15 protein-coding genes are annotated in these 20,854 nt (G+C 51.6%); 5 read left to right on the top strand and 10 right to left on the bottom strand.

Features of this window, described 5'->3' with window-relative positions:
• Positions 1-202: 202 nt before the first annotated feature.
• Positions 203-1,795, top strand: coding sequence for an FMN-binding glutamate synthase family protein (locus B5D63_RS00375; RefSeq protein WP_078666810.1), 1,593 nt, complete (start codon positions 203-205; stop codon positions 1,793-1,795).
• A 28-nt stretch (positions 1,796-1,823) separates the two neighbouring features.
• On the opposite strand, the gene B5D63_RS00370 is transcribed toward B5D63_RS00375, so the two are convergent.
• The 7 genes from B5D63_RS00370 to B5D63_RS00340 all read right to left on the bottom strand — a co-directional run bounded on the left by B5D63_RS00370 (position 1,824) and on the right by B5D63_RS00340 (position 11,146).
• Entirely contained in the window at positions 1,824-2,579 is a 756-nt protein-coding gene (locus B5D63_RS00370; RefSeq protein WP_078666809.1) for an amidohydrolase family protein, read from the bottom strand.
• A gap of 169 nt (positions 2,580-2,748) precedes the next feature.
• Positions 2,749-3,474 carry a 6-phosphogluconolactonase gene (gene pgl, locus B5D63_RS00365; RefSeq protein WP_078666808.1) on the bottom strand — a complete coding sequence of 242 codons (726 nt, stop codon included), beginning with the start codon at positions 3,472-3,474 and terminating at the stop codon, positions 2,749-2,751.
• An 11-nt stretch (positions 3,475-3,485) separates the two neighbouring features.
• Complete coding sequence (zwf, locus tag B5D63_RS00360; RefSeq protein WP_078666807.1) at positions 3,486-4,991, bottom strand: glucose-6-phosphate dehydrogenase; 1,506 nt, start codon at positions 4,989-4,991, stop codon at positions 3,486-3,488.
• Positions 4,992-5,015: 24 nt separating this feature from the next.
• Positions 5,016-6,437 (bottom strand): NADP-dependent phosphogluconate dehydrogenase, encoded by a 1,422-nt coding sequence (gndA, locus tag B5D63_RS00355; RefSeq protein WP_078666806.1) that lies wholly within the window; start codon positions 6,435-6,437, stop codon positions 5,016-5,018.
• Between the two features lie 166 nt (positions 6,438-6,603).
• Positions 6,604-9,183, bottom strand: a complete 2,580-nt coding sequence (locus tag B5D63_RS00350) for a phosphoenolpyruvate carboxylase (RefSeq protein WP_078666805.1) — start codon at positions 9,181-9,183, stop codon at positions 6,604-6,606.
• Between the two features lie 352 nt (positions 9,184-9,535).
• A complete protein-coding gene (locus B5D63_RS00345) occupies positions 9,536-10,378 on the bottom strand; it encodes an energy transducer TonB (RefSeq protein WP_078666804.1) in 843 nt (280 codons plus the stop codon).
• 555 nt (positions 10,379-10,933) lie between these two features.
• Positions 10,934-11,146, bottom strand: coding sequence for a hypothetical protein (locus B5D63_RS00340; RefSeq protein WP_078666803.1), 213 nt, complete (start codon positions 11,144-11,146; stop codon positions 10,934-10,936).
• A gap of 602 nt (positions 11,147-11,748) precedes the next feature.
• On the opposite strand from B5D63_RS00340, the gene B5D63_RS00335 reads away from it, so the two are divergent.
• From B5D63_RS00335 to B5D63_RS00320, 4 genes are all read left to right on the top strand, one after another.
• Complete coding sequence (locus B5D63_RS00335) at positions 11,749-12,579, top strand: YitT family protein (RefSeq protein ID WP_078666802.1); 831 nt, start codon at positions 11,749-11,751, stop codon at positions 12,577-12,579.
• Positions 12,580-12,694: 115 nt separating this feature from the next.
• A complete protein-coding gene (locus tag B5D63_RS00330) occupies positions 12,695-13,816 on the top strand; it encodes an acyltransferase family protein (protein ID WP_078666801.1) in 1,122 nt (373 codons plus the stop codon).
• A 100-nt stretch (positions 13,817-13,916) separates the two neighbouring features.
• A complete protein-coding gene (locus B5D63_RS00325) occupies positions 13,917-14,702 on the top strand; it encodes an SDR family oxidoreductase (protein WP_078666800.1) in 786 nt (261 codons plus the stop codon).
• A 124-nt stretch (positions 14,703-14,826) separates the two neighbouring features.
• Positions 14,827-15,402, top strand: a complete 576-nt coding sequence (locus B5D63_RS00320) for a LutC/YkgG family protein (protein WP_159455838.1) — start codon at positions 14,827-14,829, stop codon at positions 15,400-15,402.
• Here B5D63_RS00320 and B5D63_RS00315 read toward each other — a convergent pair.
• The 3 genes from B5D63_RS00315 to B5D63_RS00305 all read right to left on the bottom strand — a co-directional run bounded on the left by B5D63_RS00315 (position 15,399) and on the right by B5D63_RS00305 (position 20,796).
• Entirely contained in the window at positions 15,399-16,025 is a 627-nt protein-coding gene (locus tag B5D63_RS00315; protein WP_078666798.1) for a hypothetical protein, read from the bottom strand. The genes B5D63_RS00320 and B5D63_RS00315 overlap by 4 nt on opposite strands.
• 144 nt (positions 16,026-16,169) lie before the next feature.
• Positions 16,170-17,600 (bottom strand): SusD/RagB family nutrient-binding outer membrane lipoprotein, encoded by a 1,431-nt coding sequence (locus B5D63_RS00310; RefSeq protein WP_078668478.1) that lies wholly within the window; start codon positions 17,598-17,600, stop codon positions 16,170-16,172.
• Positions 17,601-17,613: 13 nt separating this feature from the next.
• Complete coding sequence (locus B5D63_RS00305) at positions 17,614-20,796, bottom strand: SusC/RagA family TonB-linked outer membrane protein (RefSeq protein ID WP_078666797.1); 3,183 nt, start codon at positions 20,794-20,796, stop codon at positions 17,614-17,616.
• Positions 20,797-20,854: the final 58 nt, after the last annotated feature.

Raw genomic sequence — 20,854 nt, 5'->3', positions numbered from 1 at the left:
GCATTGGTCCCGGTCTCGTCTGACACCATCCACAGCATCCGTGTAATATAAAACCAATCTCCCACAAATACAAATAAGCGTATTGGGCGCCCCTACGGGCAACAATACGCACTGCGTTATTGTTAATCGATTGCAGCATATCGGATTTCACCTGTGATTATTTTCTTTAACTTTAGTAACCTAACGATTAAACGATTTATTTATGGCAAAAGCGTTTATTGGATGTTCGATTGCAAGTTTGTTCCTGATCATTGGTCTCGGCTTATTTTTCCCCTGGGTTTACTGGTTGCTTATTCTTGTCTTGCCCATCATCATTATGGGGGTGATGGACATGCTACAGACCAGGCACGCGATCATCCGCAACTATCCCGTATTCGGGCGGATGCGTTACTGGATGGAGGCGTTGCGTCCCAAGATCTACCAGTATTTTGTGGAAAGTGATATTGACGGCAGTCCGGTGAACCGGGTAGACCGTTCCACTATTTACCAGCGCGCCAAGCGGGAGCTGGACTCACAGCCTTTCGGCACCCAGTTCAACGTATACGCAGAAGGGTATGAATGGATGGCCCACTCCATACAGCCCCATGATTTTGAAACGATGAACAAAGACCCGCGGGTGATCATTGGTGGCCGCGATTGCCTGCAGCCTTATTCCGCCAGCATCTTCAATGTGAGCGCCATGAGTTACGGGTCGCTCAGTTCCAATGCCGTAGAGGCGTTGAATGGTGGCGCCAAAATCGGCAACTTCGCACATAATACCGGCGAGGGCGGTATCAGTGATTTCCATCTGAAGCAGGGTGGCGATATTATCTGGCAGATCGGTACCGGTTACTTCGGCTGCCGCGATGAAAACGGCAATTTCTCCGACCAGCTGTTCGCCGAAAAAAGTGTGCTACCACAGATTAAAATGATTGAGCTGAAGCTCTCACAGGGCGCCAAGCCTGGTCATGGCGGGATCCTGCCGGCAGCCAAAAACACCCCGGAGATTGCAGCTATCCGTCACGTGAAACCGCATACGACAGTTTATTCTCCTCCATATCACAAAGCTTTCGACAGCCCGCGGGAGATGATGCAGTTCATTAAAAAGCTGCGTGACTTAAGCAATGGCAAACCTGTTGGCTTCAAACTGTGTATCGGCCAGCAAAAAGAATTCTACGCTATCTGCAAAGCGATGATGGAGGCAGACATCTACCCCGATTTCATTACGGTAGACGGTGGCGAAGGTGGTACCGGTGCAGCGCCGCCGGAGTTTTCCAATTCTGTGGGCATGCCGCTGATGGACGGACTGGCCTTTGTGCATGATACGCTGACCGGTTTTAATATTCGGCACCATATAAAAATCATCGCATCCGGTAAAGTGCTGACGGGCTTTCATTTATTGCGTGCGCTGGCGTTAGGCGCAGACACCTGCAACAGCGCCCGCGCCATGATGATGGCCCTTGGCTGCATACAGGCCTTGCTGTGCAATACCAACCGCTGTCCTACCGGCGTAGCTACGCAGGACAAATGGCTGGCTGCCGGCCTGGTGGTGGCAGACAAAAAACAACGGGTGGCCAATTATCACCGTGACACTATCGAGAGCGCAGTAGAACTGACAGCCGCCATCGGTCTTCCGGAACCGCATAAGATCACCCGCCGGCATATTTTCCGCCGGGTATTTATGAACCAGATCCGCACTTTTGAAGATATCTACCCCAGTACGCCGCAGGGCTTCCTGCTCAACGGGCAAATGCCGGGTCACCTGAAGGAAATACTGGATACCGTGAAAACAGACAGCTGGAACTTCGGGATATAACTTGTATTAAAATGCCGCTTCAGGATATTCACTCATGATACAGGGCGCGGGCGTTATCGCTACAAATTTTTTCGGCCAGCGGGAGCGGGAAGTTTTTGGTGATCAGTTCCAGATCGGCCAGTGCAAAAGGCTTTGGAGCCCTTGTTGACGGCAGGTCTGTACCAAATACCAATGCAGCCGGATTGATGGCGGTGATTTGCCGCATGGCGGTCACCACATCAAAATCGCAACGGCTAAAACCGGTCGCCTTAACGATCGCGCCCTTTTCCACCAGCGGCAGCAGGTGCTTAAAGCCAGCTTTCGACAATCCCAGATGATCGATCACGATCCTGGGCAGCTTACGCAGGGTAGTGGAAATGCCTGGCAGTTGCCGGGAATCGACATACAGCTCCACATGCCATTTAACAAGATCATATACTCGTTTGCCCAACAGCTCCAGATACCTGATGCTTTCTGAGCCGCCCCGCTGTATGTTGAAGCGTACTGCGCGCACACCCGCGTGATGAAGGGCAACAATCTCCTCGTCGGTCGTATTGGCAGGGATCTGCGTCACACCCACGAAACCGGGTCCCAGTGCGTCCAGGGCAGCTAACAGATACTGCTGATCAAAACCCTGGAAAGAGCCGGACACTACTGCGCCACCGGTTACATTCAGGTGAAGCGCTGCCACTCTTTCGCGGTAATCAGCTACGGTAAAGGTAGGGGGAATGTATCCGTTGTTGGGGTTCAAGGGATACCGGGGGTCAATAATATGCAGATGTGCATCAAAAAACTGTGATAACATGATTACTCCTGATTCGCCTGATGCGTTTGTTTATAGTTACATAAAGTAACGCTTAATTATGGAATATAAAATAATTTGTTTGGTGCCATATATAACGCTCTCCAACTCAAAATTATTCTTCCAACTACCGACGTATCGGGCGAATCAGTAGTAGTCATGGCCATCATCGTTACAGTTCCATGGCGGAGGCGGCGGCCTCGTCCACAAACCAGTGCAGCTCGCCCTCTTGCGGACGGATCAGCTGGGACGGAAATTTATCGGCGTCGAAAGTACCTTCTATTACGCTTTTCAGGGTAAGGGCTTTATTAGCGCCTGTTGTCAGGAAAAGGACACAGGCGGCATCGTTCACCACCGGAGCGGTGAGGGTGATACGGTACATGTCCTGCGCTGGCAGGAAGAACGCTTTTACCCAGGCCTCTTCTTCATGAACCACCGGCAAACCGGGGAAGAGGGACAAAGTGTGTCCGTCGTCACCCATACCCAGTAACACGAGGTCAAACGTCATCTCTTCATCCTTGAAATATTTACGCAGTATCTGTTCATATTCCGCAGCTGATTGCTCGGGGCCGATGTCGGTGCGCATGACGTGGATATTTTCCGGGATAACCGGCACTTTGTCCAGCAGCACGTCGAAGGCCATGCGGGCGTTGTTACGTTCATCTTCAAAGGGGACGGCGCGTTCGTCGCCCCAGAAAAAGTGAATTTTTTCCCACGGAATAATTTCGGCATAGGGAGGTTTTGCCAGCAGCGAGTATAACTGTTTGGGAGTACTGCCGCCGGACAGCACGAAGGTGAACTTCTCCTGGTCCTGCAATACTTCCTGTATATAGTTGCTGATCCAGGCAGCCACGTTTTCACTTAGCTGGGCGGGATCTTTGGCGATGTGTAATTCCATAAACTCAGGACCTATTTAGAAGGTAAGTTAATCCATGTATGTCCGTCTCTGGCGATAAGCGCATCTGCGTCATCCGGCCCCCAGGAATCCGGGGAGTAGTTCGGAAAGTCTTGCGGAGTGCGGTTTTCCCATGTTTCCAGGATGGGCATGATCACTTTCCAGGCAGCATCCACCTGATCGCCGCGCATGAAGAGGGTGGCATCCCCTTCCATTACGTCGAGCAGCAGGGTTTCGTAGGCTTCCGGTGCATGTTCTCCGTTGGCATCTTCATAATTGAAGGTCATGTCTACGGGGTCCAGTGTCATCGTTTGGCCTGCGCGTTTGGCCTGGAAGCGGATACGGATATCCATTTCCGGCTGAATGCTGATGGTGAGCCTGTTGGGGCGCCATGTCTGGGCGGCTTCCTGCGGAAACGCGTAATGTGGCGCTTCCTTGAATTGCAGGATGATGTTGGTCGCTTTCTGGTTCAGGTATTTGCCGGTGCGCACATAAATGGGCACGCCCTGCCAGCGCCAGTTATCGATATAGAATTTCACCGCAGCGTAGGTTTCCACGTTGGATTTGGGGTCTACCCCTTTTTCCTCGCGGTAGCCGACTACTTTTTCGCCTTTTTTCCAGCCGGAGGAGTATTGACCGCGAACGGCGTATTCATGTACTTTGTCCGGCGTGATGCGGCGGATGGCGTTGAGCACATCCACTTTTTTGTTACGGATTTCGTTGGCATCAAAAGACACGGGAGGTTCCATACCGATCATGCAGAGGACCTGCAGGATATGGTTCTGCACCATGTCACGCAGGGCGCCGGCTCTTTCGTAGTAGCCGCCGCGGCCTTCGAGGCCTACGCTTTCAGCTGCCGTGATCTGGATATTTTCGATGAAGTTACGGTTCCATACCGGCTCAAAGAGCGCGTTGGCAAAGCGGAAGGCCAGGATGTTCTGGATGGTTTCCTTGCCAAGGTAGTGGTCTATGCGGAAAATCTGTTCTTCGGTGAATTTAGCCGCCAGCAGCTCGTTCAGTTCATGAGCGCTTTGCAGGTCGTGGCCGAATGGTTTTTCCACTACGATGCGGGTGCAGTGCTTATCGCTGCAGAGGTTGAGATTACCGAGGCGGGTGGCAATATTGGGCACCAGTTGCGGTGCTACCGCCAGATAAAAAATCACGTTGGGATGTATGCCCCACTCCTCTTCTTTCTGCTTCACAAAGTCGGTCAGTTTGGAATAGGCAGCGGCATCTTCCGCGTCCATCTGGAGGTAGGACACATGTTGACTGAAGTCTTTCCAGTGACCGTTCTGTTCACCTTTCCTGCGGGAGAATTTGGTGATACCGTCCAACAGGTGGGTACGGTAATCTTCATCGGAGTACGGGCTGCGGCCTAATCCGGCAATAGCGAATTGCTCGGGCATCCAGTCGTCCAGGAAAAGATTGTATAACGCAGGTGTTAGTTTTCGGTAGTTTAAATCGCCGCTGCCGCCGAAAATAAAGACGATGGAAGCAGGGGGGCGTTTATGGCTTTGCATATATCAAATTAAAAATGAACTTTATTAGTTGTTACGCTGCCATTCGGTATGGAAGGTACCCGGCATGTCTGTCCGCTGGTACGTATGTGCACCGAAATAGTCCCGTTGGGCCTGAATCAGGTTGGTGGCCATTCTGCCAGTGCGGAAAGCGTCGAAGTAAGACAGTGCGGACATGAAGCCGGCGGCCTGTATGCCTGCCTGGGCGGCCTGGGCCACCACGCTGCGGGTGTTGGCTTCCACGGACTGTACGAGGTAAGCAACGCCTTTATCCAGCAGGATATTAGCCAGGGTGGCGTCTTGCTGGTAAGCCTGTGTAAACACTTCGAGGAGGGAAGAGCGGATAATGCAGCCGCCTCTCCATACTTTCACCACTTCCGGCAGCGGTATTTCCATCTGCAGGTCGCGGGATGCTTCATGGAGCATGGCCAGTCCCTGTGCATAGCTCAGGATAGTGGCGAAATACAGGGCATCATGCACCTGTTTGATCCACATTTCCCGGCTTACGTGGATGGTCTGGTCCGGTGCGGGATACAGCTTTTCAGCTTCCACACGCTGGTCTTTATAACCGGAGAGGGTACGCATGGCTACCGCCGTATCGATAACGGGGACTGCTACCGGCAGTTCCATCGCGTCCTGAGAAGTCCATTTACCGGTGCCTTTGGAGCCGGCTTTATCGGAGATCACGTCCAGCAGGCGGGCAGTTGTTTTATCGTCGTTCTGTTTGAAGATATCTGCAGTGATTTCCACGAGGAATGACTGCAATGCGCCGTTGTTCCAGCTGTCAAATACTTCATGCAGCTCGTCGTTATTAAGGCCTGCGCCTTTCTGCAACAGGGCGTAGCTTTCACTGATCAGTTGCATAATGGCATATTCGATGCCGTTGTGCACCATCTTCACATAATGGCCGGCGCCTTCTTTGCCGAGGTAGGCCACGCAGGGAGTATCCTTTACTTTGGCCGCGATAGCTTCCAGCATTGGTCTCACTTTGGCGTACGCGTCGAGGTCGCCGCCCGGCATAATGCTGGGGCCCGTACGGGCGCCCTGCTCTCCACCGGAAACGCCCATCCCCATAAAGTGGATGCCTTTTTCGCGGAGGTACTGCACCCGGCGTAAAGTGTCTGTATAATGGGAGTTACCTCCGTCAATCACCACATCGCCCTGCTCCAGCAGCGGGATGAGGGATGCAATCACATCATCTACCGGCTGACCCGCAGGTACCAGCATCATCAGCTTCCGCGGACGTTCCAGCAGTTGTACCATTGTAGCCAGCTCTGCAACTCCTTTCACTGTCGTTCCGGGCGTAGCGGCAGATTCCAGCGCGGCATTTTTTGCAGCGTCCTTATCAAAGCCGATCACGGAAAAGCCATGATCCGCCATGTTGAGTAACAGGTTCCGGCCCATTACCCCCAGGCCAATCATTCCAAAGTCATATAAGCTGTTTGCCATATTGATTGAAGTGTAGTTATACTAATAGGAGATGTAAAAGTAGGGAACAATTACGAATTACGGATTACGAATTACGAATTGAGGGCCTTCTTATGGAAAGCTTAATAAGTAAACCACCCACAAAAAAACCCTCAATTCGTAATTCGTAATCCGTAATTCGTAATTCCTAAGCGGAATTACGGCCGGCATTGATGATGCCGAAAGAGCAACGCATGATCAGTTTTTCATACGTTTCCCGGCCGTGGCCGTTGTTGGGATCGGCGTCCAGTTCCCGCAGGCGGGTCAGCGCATATTGTTGGGTGGTGAGCAGCGGCAGCACGATCCTTTCCCGCATCTGGATAGACAACTGGTCAATCGGGCTGGCTTCCATCAGTTCCGACTCACCGGTGAGGCGGAGCAGGAACTTCCTGGTCAGCTCAAACTCATCATAAATCATCTGCCATACGGCTCCGTATTGCGGATGTTTGGCCAGGTAGGCCGTCAGCGGGAAATAGCTCTTTTTCATCGCCATCTCGCAGTTGTCCAGCAGGGTGCGGAAGAACAGGGAGTGCTGGTACAGGTGTTTCAGCTCCGGCCATTTGCCTTGCTCGTCGAGGTATTTGAGGGCGCTGCCTACGCCATAGTAACCGGGCACGTTCTGTTTCAACTGGCTCCAGGCGCCTACATAAGGCACGGCCCGCAGGTCGTTGAGGTTGAGTTTCGCGTTGGCGTTACGTTTACTCGGACGGCTGCCGATATTGGCTTCGGCGTAGTAGCGCAGTGGACTGGCATGGTCCAGGTATTCCAGGAAATAAGGGTGGTTCTTCAGTTTATTATAAGAAGCGTAACCGGCGTCGGCGAGCGACTGCAGCAGGTCTTCCTCCGCCCTGGTGAGGGTTACCTCGCGGGAAGAGAACAGTTCATTGGTGATGCCGGCGTGTACCAGCTGCTCCATATTGAACTGGGCGGCGTCCACCGTGCCGAAGTTGGAGCTGATGGTCTGCCCCTGTATCGTCTGCTGTATCTCCTGGTTGGCAATATTGCGGCCCATGGAAGCGTAGAACTGGTGTGTTTTTCCACCGCCACGCGCCGGGGGGCCACCTCTGCCGTCGAAGAACACCACGTCCACGTCATATTCTTTAGAGATGCGGGTCAGCTCTTCCTTGGCCTTGTAGATGCTCCAGTTGGCCATCAGGTAGCCGCCGTCTTTGGTACCGTCGGAGAAACCCAGCATGATGGTCTGTTTACTGTCACGACGGCGCAGGTGCCCGCGGTACTCCGCATTTTCGTACAGTGCTTTCATCACCTGTCCGGCATGACGCAGGTCGTCGATCGTTTCAAACAGCGGCACGATATCGATGGTCATGGACTCCCGCTGCCAGCCGCTGAGCAGGAACATGCCATATACTTCCATCACATTGAGCTCGCTGGTGGAGTGACTGATAATATAGCGGTGACAGCCTTCTTCACCGTTGGCTTCCTGTATCTGTTTGATGGCCGCCACCGTTCGGAGGCTGTCCTGATGCAGCGGATTTTCCAGCAGTGCCGGGTCTATCGCCTTGCTGATGTTGAGCAGGGCTTTGATTTTGGCGGCATCATCGAGGGATGCGTAATCTTTCGGAAGCGCGTCTGTTTTGGCAGCCACCGCGTCCAGCAGGGCCACATGCACCGAACTGTCCTGACGCACGTCCAGCGAGGTAAAGTACAACCCGAAGATCTCCACTTTACTGCTCAGGTTATCCACAAGGTGCACAAACAGACCGTTGTGCTGCTCCACAATGGTTTTTCGTATATCCGCCAGCGTGTCGAGTATTTCCTGACGGCTGATATCGGCTTTATGGCCGGCGGTAAAGAGGTTGCGGGACAGTTTGGTTTCCAGCGCAGCCACTACGTTTTCCACACCTTTGAAGGTAAGGCGGCGTTTCAGGTTACGTACTTCCCTGAAATAACAACGCATAATGGATGCACGGAGGGCGGCAGCCACTTCCACGGTGATGGCCGCATTCACGAAGGGGTTGCCGTCGCGGTCGCCACCGGGCCAGAAGCCCATGCGGATCACCGGGTTTTTACTGCTGACCGCGTCGGGGAACTGTGCTTTCAGGAATGAAAGGATACGGCCGCCGGCGCGGTAGAATATATTTTCAAGGAACCATACCAGGCTGATGGCTTCATCATAGGGTGATGGTTTTTCTTTTTTAAAGAAAGGTGTTTTCCCCAGCTGCTGAAGGTACATGTTCACCTCGGAGGTATTCTCGTCCACCAGCGCACGGGCCAGATCATTAATAATACCGAGCACTTCGCCGGGATAAAACTGGGTGGGGTGGGCGGTGAGTACCAGGCGAACGGAGAAATGCTCCAGTTTTTCCTTCAATTTGGCCTGTGCCTGCTCCTGAATGACCTCCGATTGCAGGTGGCGCAGCGTGCCGGCGCCTTCCAGATCGCGGATATGGCGGAATGCGGCGTCTTCCAGGGCGTCAAACAGTACCACTTGTCTTTCTGCATACTGCACAAAGCGAAACAACAGGTCTGTCCGCTGCTGCTCATCCTTATAGGTCGTATACTGTTCAAAAAAGGAGTCCATAATGGTCTGGGGACTATTCCCGCGGGCATATCCTTCCTCGCAGTGGAGGAGGAAAAGGGAAAGAAAGATGCCCGTCTTCTCCACCCGGTGAAAGGGTAAAGAGGTGAAGAGACTGTTATACAGCTGGAACTTTGTGCCAACAAGGTTCTTGAACTGCTGCAACGAGTTATTTACCGGCGCTTCCATACTAAAAATCCGTTTATAGTGCTGAAGAAGAGAACTAAGCGGCCGTTAAATTAATAATTATTTTGTTTAGTTGTTTACATATGAATTTCTTTATTTTTTGATTATTATTTTACATAAATCAAAAATGTTTGAATAATTTCTAATAAGAAAAGCAAAAATCCCGGCCACAAAACGCAGGCCGGGACACGCATAGGTATGAGAACAGCGGAAGGTAACTGATGTGTACAGACATGGCGGTACCGGTACAATCAGTGGATTGCAATTTTTTTTAAGGTCAGATTTAAAAAATGTGATGGAATTGGGTGAAGGGAAATGTAGCGGTGCTTCAGGTTAAATGGATGGCAGGCCGGAGCTATTGGTTGTCAAGCTGAAATCTGATGGGCAGGTTAAAGATCACCGTTACGGCCTTTCCATTTTGTTTACCAGGCTTCCAGTTGGGCATTTTACTCACCACACGGATAGCTTCTTCTTCGAGTCCTGCCCCTTTGCTGGCTCCTACTGCCTTAACTTCTGAAATACTGCCATCCCTGTTTACCACGAACTGGATGAAGACACTTCCCTGCACGCCATTCTCCTGTGCCATGTGCGGATAACGTATATTTTTGCTCAGGTATTTCATCAGTGCAGGTTCGCCTCCGGGGAATTCCGGCATAAACTCCACAAAAGTGAATCTTTCTTCACGTTCCGGGGCAACCGGGATATCAACTACACCGGTGGTGGGTCCTGTAAGATCGTCCAATCCTTCAGGACGGCCATTTGGATCTCCTTCCTTGTTTTCAAAACCGATGGCTTTGTTGCCGATGTCATTGATGCGCGGAGGCTCTTCTTCGGGTCTCACCTCCCTGTCCGGCGCTACGACCAGGCTGGCAAAATCCACCGTAGGCGCAGCAGGCGGCGGAGAGGTCTGTACCGGCGGTGGCGGTGGCAATACCGGGTCCGGCAACGGTTCATCCAGCGGATCAATCATCCTGGGTGTTTCAAGTACTACAGGCCGGCTCACTACATCATGCGCCATTAATGTATTGTTCAACACATATCCACCCATCACTACCAATACAATAGAAGCGGTGCCCATAACGGCATTGCGCACACGCCGGTCGTACCGGTTACGTAATGCATAAGCCCCGTAGTCTTTGTTTCTTCCTTCGAAGAGGATGTCGAGGAAATCATTCCCCGGGATTTTAGCTGATTCCATAGTAAATGTGTTTATGAATTAGATGTTGCGGCAAAATATTTTCCATAAGAAAAAGGGAAATATTTTTTTCGTCCCCAAGGGCGACAGAGAACAGCTGCATAATGAAAACGTGATATCGCGGAGCAAAAAATATTCCGTATAACCGATACCGTTATACATTCACTAACGGGCAGGAAATTTCCCCAGTTGCCTGAACTGTCCCGGAAGTATCTTCATCTCCTTTCTGAAAAAACGATTAAAATAAGCGGGACCTTCAAAGCCAGGGGATGCTGTAAAAATAGAAGCCCCGGTGCGCGACCGGGACTTGCTGGCACTGGGAGCCTTATCTGAAAACAGATGGTTCCTTTCCGATAAATTAGGCTTTCCGAAATTCGTATATTAGTTTACGTTAGTATACGCCTTTTCTTATTAGTTTTTCTTCTGATGATCAACAGGCGTTCTCACAGGACAAATAAAGTAGTGTTATGTCCTCCGGCAGGTGAGGCGGTCGTCCTACAACACCCACCAGTATTGTATAGGACAACGCCCCTTTACCGGAGTATATAGCTTCCGTTGTTATCTGCTGACGGTCGCCACGGCGGGATGCGTAGCCAGGAAGCCGTAGCGGTGCAGGTGGCCCTGGCCGGCTGTCTGAATGTACCATTCCTGTACAAGCGGGAATGTAAAACGTGTGCCCGTTACTGTTATAGTATCTGAAGTCTGCCGGGCGCTGGCCGGTAAGGAAAATATCCACGCAGCCGCCAGCAGGAAGTGTCCGAAAGTTTTCATAGCAAGCGATTTTGGAGGTAATATGCCGGGAAGGCGCGGGTAGGTATGATACTGAAAAATTTACCACCAATAAATTTGCAGCATACCGTCCCCGCAAGCCTGACCAGGCATTCTATTTACAGCTTACAGAACGCAAGATGATTGGTCAACAGCTACAACATTCTTGCAGCACGATCATGTGATGGAAACAGGTATGATCACCCTTTGATATATGCAACGTTTGGGAACGTAGTCCACAGTCCTGAGTATGCCGATTCATGGTGTATTGTTTTACACTTGATCAATTAATGGCGGCTGCTCTTTGCTGGTGGCTCAAAGGATGCCGGGAGTATTGCCTTGTTCTCCCCTTTATTGTGGTCGCAAACTATTAGTCTACTGAATTGGTAGACAAATATACATCGAGTTTTAATAATTCCAAATTTTTTCTCGCCAAGACACAAAGTTTTTTTTGTTTGATTAAGAGCGCAAAGGAGCGAAGAACATGTTTTACCGGAATTGTTGTTTATAACGTGACTTGGCAGGTGGTCTCCGCTCCTTTGCCTTCTTATATTATATACCAGAGCTTTGCGTCTCTGCGTGCAGAAATAATCTATTTTTGCCTTATGAAATCACATGTGAAGAATATCCTGCTGCTGATCATTGGCGCACTGATATTTGCTGTAGGTATCAACTACCTGGCTATCCCCAATAAACTTTCTGAAGGCGGGGTTATCGGTATTACCATCGTTACCTATTATTACCTTGGCTGGTCGCCCGGCATCACCAACCTGATCATTAACGTATTCCTGATTATTGCGGGGTACCGGCTGTTGGACCGGCGGGTGATGTTATATACCATCCTCGGCATCATTTTTTGTTCCCTGTTCCTGTACCTGACGGAAAACACCCTCACGCCGGTGACCTCCAACACTTTACTGGCGGCTATCTTTGCCGGGCTGCTGGTAGGCATCGGCATCGGGCTGGTATTCCTCTCCGGCGGTACCACCGGCGGATCGGCCATTGTGGCCCGGATGTGCCAGAAATACTTTGGCTGGTCACTCGGTAATGCCATGCTGATATTTGATATCGTGGTGATTGCGGCATCGGCCTTTATCATTGGCCTCGAAAAGACCCTGTATACTTTTATTGCCGTATACATTGGCGCGCGGACAGTAGATTATATCGTAGACGGTCTCAATACCAAAAGAGCGATCACCATTATTTCCCAGCACACTCCCCATATTGCACAAAAGATCACCGGGGAGATGCAACGCGGCGCCACCGTACTACATGGTCATGGCGCCTACACCGGCGACAAAAAAGAAGTATTGTATGTGGTGATCGGAAAACAGGAGCTGATGCGCCTCAAAGAACTGGTGCAGGAAGCTGATCCTGAAGCCTTTGTAGTGATCCATGAAGTCCATGAAGTATTAGGTAAAGGGTTCTCTAAATAAAACTTTCCAGCTGTTCATTTTCCCGGAGTATTTGGTTTTTGAAAAAGAGATGTCTATATTGTAGACACTCAAACGCATTCCTTACCATCTTGTCAACCAAATAACCCGGGGAAAAATGACTCAAAGCTCCCAACGCTTTTTACCGCTGGACGTGTTCCGCGGCATGACTGTTTGTTTCATGATCATTGTCAATACCGGCGGCACAGGAGGTACTTACTGGCCGCTGGACCATGCCCCCTGGCATGGATGGACACCCACCGACCTGGTATTTCCTTCCTTTCTTTTTGCCGTCGGTAACGCCATGAGCTTCAGCATGAGAAAATATGAACAGCTGGGTAACGCCGCTGTATTAGGCAAAATCTTCAAGCGCACCTTCCTTATTTTCCTGCTGGGATACCTCATGTATTGGTTTCCCTTCGTGGAGCACACCGATGCCGGCCTGATCTTCAAACCATTCAGCGAGACCCGTATCCTGGGGGTATTACAGCGTATCGCGCTCTGCTACGGCATGGCTTCGCTGCTGATACATTACCTCCCGAAAAAAGGAGTATGGGCCGTCAGCGCCCTGTTTCTTTTCGGTTACTGGGCTATCCTCTGGTACTGCGGCACACCAGGCGACCAATATGGCATCCACGGCAATGCAGGACTGACACTGGATAAGCTGGTGATGGGCGAAAAACATCTCTACCACGGGGAAGGATTCGCTTTCGATCCGGAAGGCCTACTGAGCACCTTCCCGGCGGTAGTCAACGTTGTGGCGGGCTATTACACCGGCCTCTTCGTACAGCAGAAAGGACGTACACAACAAGGGCTGCTGCGGATGGCCGCCGCCGGCGTACTGCTGATCGTACTGGCTTATGCCTGGAACACCGTTTTTCCGATCAACAAAAAACTCTGGACCAGCTCCTATGTATTACTCACGGTAGGCATCGACCTGATCTTATTATCTTTCCTGATACAACTGATTGACATGGCAGGCTTCACCAAAGGCACCGGCTTCTTCACCGTTTTCGGTAAAAATCCGCTGTTCCTCTACCTGTTGTCCGAAGTGCTCGCTATCCTGTTCCATTTCTTCCAGGTGGGCGGCTCCTCCCTGTATCGCTGGATCAATGACCAGTTCTTTCAGCCCCTGTCTCCCGGCAAATTCGGCTCCCTGCTGTTTTCGCTGGCGTTTATGCTGGTCTGCTGGATCGTGGGTTATATCCTTGATAAACGAAAGATCTACGTCCGCGTATAAACTATTTAGTCATTTTTTATTTAGATATTTTGATATTTTGATATTTTGATATTTAGGAGAGCTACTTAAATTTCAGAATATCTAAATAAAAAATCACTCCATGAATATTTCCTTACAAGGCAAGACTGCCCTGGTATGCGGCAGTTCACAGGGCATCGGCCTGGCCACTGCCATTGAGCTGGCAGCCCTGGGCGCTACCTGCATCCTCACCGCCCGCAATGAAGCGCGACTGAAAGCCGCTGTTGCACAACTGGCGGCCGATACGGGCCAAGCCCACCGTTATATCGTATCCGATTTTTCCGATCCGGGGGAAGTGACTGACCTCGCCGCCGACCTGGCCCTCGAAGGCCCGGTGCATATACTGGTCAACAATACCGGCGGCCCTGCAGCGGGCCCTATTCTGGAGGCCCCCACCAGCGCTTTCGCAGATGCCTTCTCCCAGCATGTGCTCTGTAACCAGATACTGGCGCAGGCACTGGTACCCGGCATGATCTCCGCCGGTTACGGTCGTATTATCAATATTGTTTCCACCTCTGTAAAAGCGCCGCTGAAGAATCTCGGCGTATCCAATACCACCCGCTGGGCTGTGGCCGCATGGGCAAAAACGCTGGCCAACGAACTGGCGCAGCACGGTATAACGGTCAACAACGTACTTCCTGGTTCCACGCTTACCGACCGGCTGGAAAAATTATTCAACGCTGCCGCAGCCGCAAGAAATGTTTCACCGGACACGGTAGCAGAAGAATGGCGGAACGAAATTCCCATGAAACGCTTCGGCGAAGCGCATGAAATAGCGGCCATGGCTGCTTTCCTCGCCTCCCCCGCTGCTTCTTATGTTACCGGCACCAGTATCGCCGTTGATGGCGGGAAAACACCGGTATCCTGAATTTCCGGTCAACCAATACCGGTATTTTACTGTTATGCATAAGTATACCTGCCAATAGTCCTGTGCAAAAGCGGGCTATTTATTCCGCGTTATTTCGGCAGGGTCGCCGACAAAAACAATGAACATGGAGAACAACAGTCGTAGCCAGGCACTGTCCGTCATTGAGCGACAGCTGCCCTATCTGGAAACCCCGAATTTCCCTTGCTCCAGGGCCGATCTACTCGCCGCCTTTGAAAGCCGCGTAAAAGATGCCGGTGGAGAAGTCTTCCGCCCGGCAGATGCCGTCGCGGCAAAGAAGTTACTCGCGTCACAACACGCCGAAGCAAAAGTCATCTGTTCCGCGGCACCGGAAATATCCGGCAACCGGGATATGCACGCGATTAAAAATCCGCATGAGCTGGCCGATGTGGACGTGGTTGTGATCCGCGCCCGCCTGGGCGTAGCAGAAAATGGAATGGTATGGCTCACGGAAGAAGACCTGACCGTCAATGCACCGGGCATCCTGCCTCAACATCTTGTCATCCTGTTATCCCCGCAAGCTATTGTTGGAAACATGTACGATGCTTACCTGCGGATACACCTGGAAGATACTGCCTATGGTTGCTTTATGATGGGCCCTTCCGCCACAGCAGACATCGGGGCGGTATTGGTACATGGCGCACAGGGCGCCCGGAGCCTGTGCGTGTATCTGCTGGCTTAGCAGGGAACAAAATAGACGATGCGCACCAGTTTCCCGTTTTCGAAATGTAAGCGCACACTGCTGTCACTGTCCTCTTCATCTGCATCACGCAGGGTGATCATGTCCGTATAGCCGCCATTCTCGGCCTGCTGTGCCGCCCTCGGGAAGCGTTTTTTCACCTCTGCCCACGTCGTATTGCCGCTGAAGGTCATGCCTCCGTACACGACTGTATGTCCGGGTGTAAACCTGTATTCGCTGCAGAGGAGGCTGTCTTTTAACAGTTCAAAGCGGGAACCGTTTTTATAGAAATATTGAAAGTTATCTTCAAACTGGGTACCGCAGAGATATTCCCAATTGGGTTCCGCCAGGCTGTCCGCTTCTCCCATGGCAGCGGTGAACCGTGGCAGCGTTGTCTGTAGCGGTACTTTATTATCGATCAGCGCCTTCGAAAACAGAAAGACTTCTATCTCTTTCCAGTCAATGTCTTCATGGGTTTTCATGATGGAGTCGCCCTCGTCCACTATCTCCAGCGAGGTAATGGCTATTTCAGAGGCGGCCGGTACGGCAATGGATTCATCGTCGGCAGTATTATTATGGCAAGCGGCAGCGCATAATATAATTAAGGATAAATAGGCTCTATACATAACATTCCCGGTCTGTTGGTCGCTGCTAAATTAAAAATTTTATTTATTATATGTAGATTTTTTATATGTATCCTTGAGAACTTTATAAAAATAAAAAACCGGCATGATCGCTCACGCCGGCTTTCAATTTATCAACAACTATGACTAGAACTTATCAAACCAGAGTTTGGTGGTCAGCAGATCAGCGCCCTGGCGGGCTACGGCTGCTTTGTAATTAGTACCGTTAAGCGATTGTTCGCTGGAGGGGTATTTAAACCGCATGGGTATATTGCCACCCAGCGCACCGGCGTAGGCTGCTTTCAGCTGCGGATAGTCCAGCCTTCTCCATTCGGTGAAAGCTTCGATGCCTTGTCCGAAGAGCGCCAGCCACTTCTGCTCCCCGATACTTTTCTTAAAGTTCGTTGCATCGTATGCCACACCCGACCGGGTCAGGTATGTAACAGCTGAAGCCTCAGGAATACCATATTGTACAAAGGAGGCTGTCACCGCCTGGTTATACAATGCGGGAGCGCTACCGGCGATCAGGTTACGTTGCGCTGCCTCTGCCAGGATGAACTGCTGCTCGGCATAGCTGAACAGTATCGCCGGCGCCGTGGTAGCGGTAAACACCGTACCGGCGTCGGAAGTTTTAGTGAAGCCCAACCTGGCGGCGGAATCACTGGGAAGCCCATTGGTCACACCGATGATCACATTGGTATCTTTCGGCATGGTAGCGTATATGGGTAACCGTGGGTCGTTCAGCGCTTTCAGTTTATCCACGATGGATTTGCTGATGCGGTAGTCGTTGCGGGTTTCCCTGTTACGCCCTACCGGGTTCTGGTTGGGCGAAGCGAGGTAATTAAGTTTTACCACGGTGTCTTTCGGCAGCAAAGCGGCAGCTCCGCCGGCGGCCACATCGTCAAATACCGCTTTGGCGGTGGCGAACTCACGGTCGGCGATGCGCAATGCAATGCGCAGGCGCAGGCCGTTGGCAAACTGTTTCCAACGGAGGATATTGCCGCCGAGGAGGATATCGCCGCCGATGCCGTTACTGCCTGCCGTCAGACTGGTTGCAGCCTGTTTCAATTCTGCCAGCAGGCCGGTATATACGTCTTTCTGGCTGTCGTACACCGGTGTCAGGTATTGGCTTATCTGGCCGGCCTGTTTATAAGGAATATCGCCGTAGAGGTCCGTCAGCTGCTGGAAAATCCAGGAGCGCATGATTACGGCGATTGCTTTATAGTTGGGATTATGCAGGCTGTCACCTAACTGCGCCAATGCGGTAAAGTCTTCAATACCCTGTGCATAGAAATTGCTCCATACTGTCTGAGTGCCGGTAGCGCCCGCGATGTAGCGATCGGCATCGGTGTATTGTATTTTGGACCAGTACTGAACATACAATAAGGTCCCATCCATGGCGGCGTCAGGTCCCCAGTAAGTATCCACATTGGCTTTGATGCCGTTGCTCAGCAGATAATCCGGCTGCACGGTTGTCGGTTCGTTCGGGTTCTTGTTGATCCGCTCCAGCTCTTTACGGCAGGAAGCCAGCAGCACGATAGCGAACAACAGGTAAGTTGGTATCAACAATTTTTTCATATCCGGTGCGTAATTAAAATGAAACATTCAGGTTAATGCCGATGCTGCGGGTGGTGGGTATCTGCAGTGTCTCCAGTCCCTGGCCGTTACCGGTATTAAAAGCGGTCTCCGGGTCTATGTTGGGTACATGTTTCTGCAGGTAACCCAGGTTTCTGGCCACCAGCGCAATGTTCACGGACTGCAGTTTCCAGCGGTCTGTCAGTGTTTTCGGCAGTGTGTAACCCAGTTTGATTTCGCGCAGTTTGATGAAAGACGCATCATAGATAGCACTTTCATTCAGACTGCTGTTGTATACGGCTTTATAGTAGTCTTCCGCGCCGAGGATGACATCGTTCTTTTTACCGTCTGCCGTATAGCCGTCGAAGATGATACCATCATGATGCACTTCGGCGCCATTGGGCGCTGTGGCGGTATGAGAAGGCAGCTGTATGTTCTGCTGGCCGTTGCGGTAGTAAGGCAAACCGCCATGTTCTTCATCACGGCCGGGCAACGTGGTTGCCAGCACACCGGTATAGTTACCGGTGTAATTGGTGCCGGAATAAATAGAACCGCCTTGTTTGGTATCGATCAGGAAGCCCAGGCTGATCCCTTTAAAGGTGAAGGTGTTGTAAATACCGCCGGTCCATTTGGGGGTATAATACCCCAATATTTTTTTGTTGGGATCGATCGCCGGCGTACCATCAGCGTTTACGATGATCCTGTTCTGTGCATCGCGCTGATAGGCGGCACCATACAGCGCACCATAACGCTGCCCTTTGCTGGCCAGCACCTGCATATTGCCAGTACTGCCCAGTACGTAGTTGTTGAGGAAACCTTCTTTATCCAGTTCTATCACCTTGCTCACGTTACGGGCGTAGTTGACGTTAACGTCCCAACGGAAACCGGAGCGTGTAGACACCGGCGTTCCTCCGAGCATCACTTCTATGCCTTTGTTGCTGATTTCACCCGCGTTCATCAGCTTTTTCAGATAGCCGGTAGTGGGGCTTACATCCGCCAGCAGGATCTGGTTACGGCTGTTGGATTGGTACCACGTAAAATCGAAACGGATGCGGTTATCGATAAAACCCGCCTCCAGGCCGACTTCCGTAGAACTGGTAATTTCCGGCTTCAGGTCTTTCGCCAGAAACTTATCAGATACGGTAAGCAGGGGGTTGGGGCCGAACGGCTGGTTGAACGGGTAGGTATTGATCAGCTGATAAGGGTCTGTGTCTTTACCCACCTGCGCCCATCCACCGCGGATTTTAAGGAGCGTGAGTGCTTTGCTCCTGATGTTCAGTGCGTCAGAGAGCACGAGGCTGCCGTTTACCGAAGGATAGAAATAGGAGTTATTTTCTACCGGCAACGTGGACGACCAGTCGTTGCGCGCTGTTATGTTCAGGAAGGCGTAGTTGCGGAACGCGAGTTGTGCGGAACCGAAGGAGCTGTACACCCGTTGCCTGGAGAAGTAGCTGGTAGAGAGCAGCGGATCGCGGGAGTTATTGAGCGTATAAACATCTTTCACGGCCAGCTTCGGCGCCTGTTGATAGTTTTGTTCAAACCGGTTGTTGCGGATGTTACCGCCAACGAGTACATCCAGGTTAAAGTCGCGGCTCAACTGTTTTTTAGCGTTGAGCGTAAACTCCCCGTTGGTTTCACTGACAGCATAGGCATCTTCCGTATAGGAACCGAACGGTGTGCCATTGGTGTAATAGGCGATTTTGTATTTCCTTCTGTCCTGGTAGTAATCGGTGCCGATACGAAGGTTAGCCGTCAGCCAATCGAGGATTTGGTATGACAGGCGGGCGTTTCCGAAGAAGCGGTTACGCAGCTGCCCTACGGTGTTTTCGTATTGTATCCAGTAGGGATTGCTATAGTAGCTATGATTCCAGTTATAATCCGTACCATCCGGGTTTTTATAGTCCCGCAGTTTGGACACGTCTACCTGCCGGCCGAACCAGATGAACTGTAATGTTACGCTGTTGCCTCTTCTGCCGTCCACGCCGGGCAGGTTGTCGGCGCTGCTGCGGATGTAGTTGGCGTAAGTGCTGAGCGTCAGCCTGGGCGCAATGCGAAAGGTATTGCTGGCGGTGAAGGTGTTACGGCTGATGCCGGTGTTGGGCAGGATACCCACCTGTTTGGTGTTATTATAAGAGAAACGGTAATCGATCTTTTCCGAGCTGCCACCTACGGCGAGCCCGTTATTAAGCGTATAGCCGGTTTCGTAGAAATCTTTTACGTTGTTGGGATGCGGCACAAAAGGTACTGCTTCACCGTTGGAGAAAAACTGTGGGATGAGACGGCCGTCCATTTTGGGTCCCCAGCTTTCGTCGGTACCGTCGTTGAGGCCGCCGCCTTTACCATCTTTATAGGAGAATTGTCCGCCGGCGCCCTGGCCGTATACATTCTGGAAGTCCGGCAGAATGAGTACCCTGTCGAAAGTAGCGTTGGAGTTGACAGTTACTCCGAGGCCACCTTTTACTTCTTTCCCTGTTTTTGTTTTAATCAGGATTACACCGTTGGAGGCGCGGGAACCATAGAGTGCAGCCGCATTGGGCCCCTTCAGTACGCTGATGGAGGCGATATCCTCCGGGTTCACGTCTGAGATGGCGTTGGCGAAATCGCGGCCGGTACCGACACCCAGCTGACTGTTGTCTACCGGGATACCGTCGAGAATGAACAGCGGCTGGTTATTGCCTGCGATGGAGGTTTCCCCGCGGATAACGATGCGGGAGGAACCCAGGCTCCCCTGGCTGCTGGTCACCTGTACACCGGCTATTTTTCCGGACAGGGCGTTCACCAGGTTCGTTTCCCGGGCTTCGGCGATGTCTTTTGATTTTAGCTCCTGGACAGCATATCCCAGTGATTTTTTCTCCCTGGAGATGCCCAGCGCGGTCACCACCACTTCCTGTAATTTGCTGTCCGCGCTTTCCAGCGCGATATTGATAACGCGGTTATTACCCACAGGCACCAGGGCCGTCTGAAAGCCGATAAAAGAGACCTGTAAGGTGTCTGTCGCATTGGCGTTGATCACATACTTACCATCTGCATCGGCCTGGGTGCCATGGGCGGTGCCTTTTATCCGTATAACAGCGCCGGGTACACGCTGCGCGTCGCTGCGGGAGGTGACTACCCCGCTGACCCTGATTTCCTGGGCAAAGCTCTGCTGTAGCCACAATAACGCGGGCAACAGGCCGAGCAGCCTTTGTACGTACTTCATTCGTAACTGGTGATTTAAGAAATAGTTTTGGTCGTTGGCGGACAATGATGGTTTTTCC

Origin of the sequence: Chitinophaga eiseniae (assembly GCF_900167135.1) — a bacterium.
Lineage (GTDB): Bacteria > Bacteroidota > Bacteroidia > Chitinophagales > Chitinophagaceae > Chitinophaga > Chitinophaga eiseniae.
Note: the sequence above shows the minus strand (reverse complement) of the source record. Positions and strands in the feature narration are given on the sequence as shown.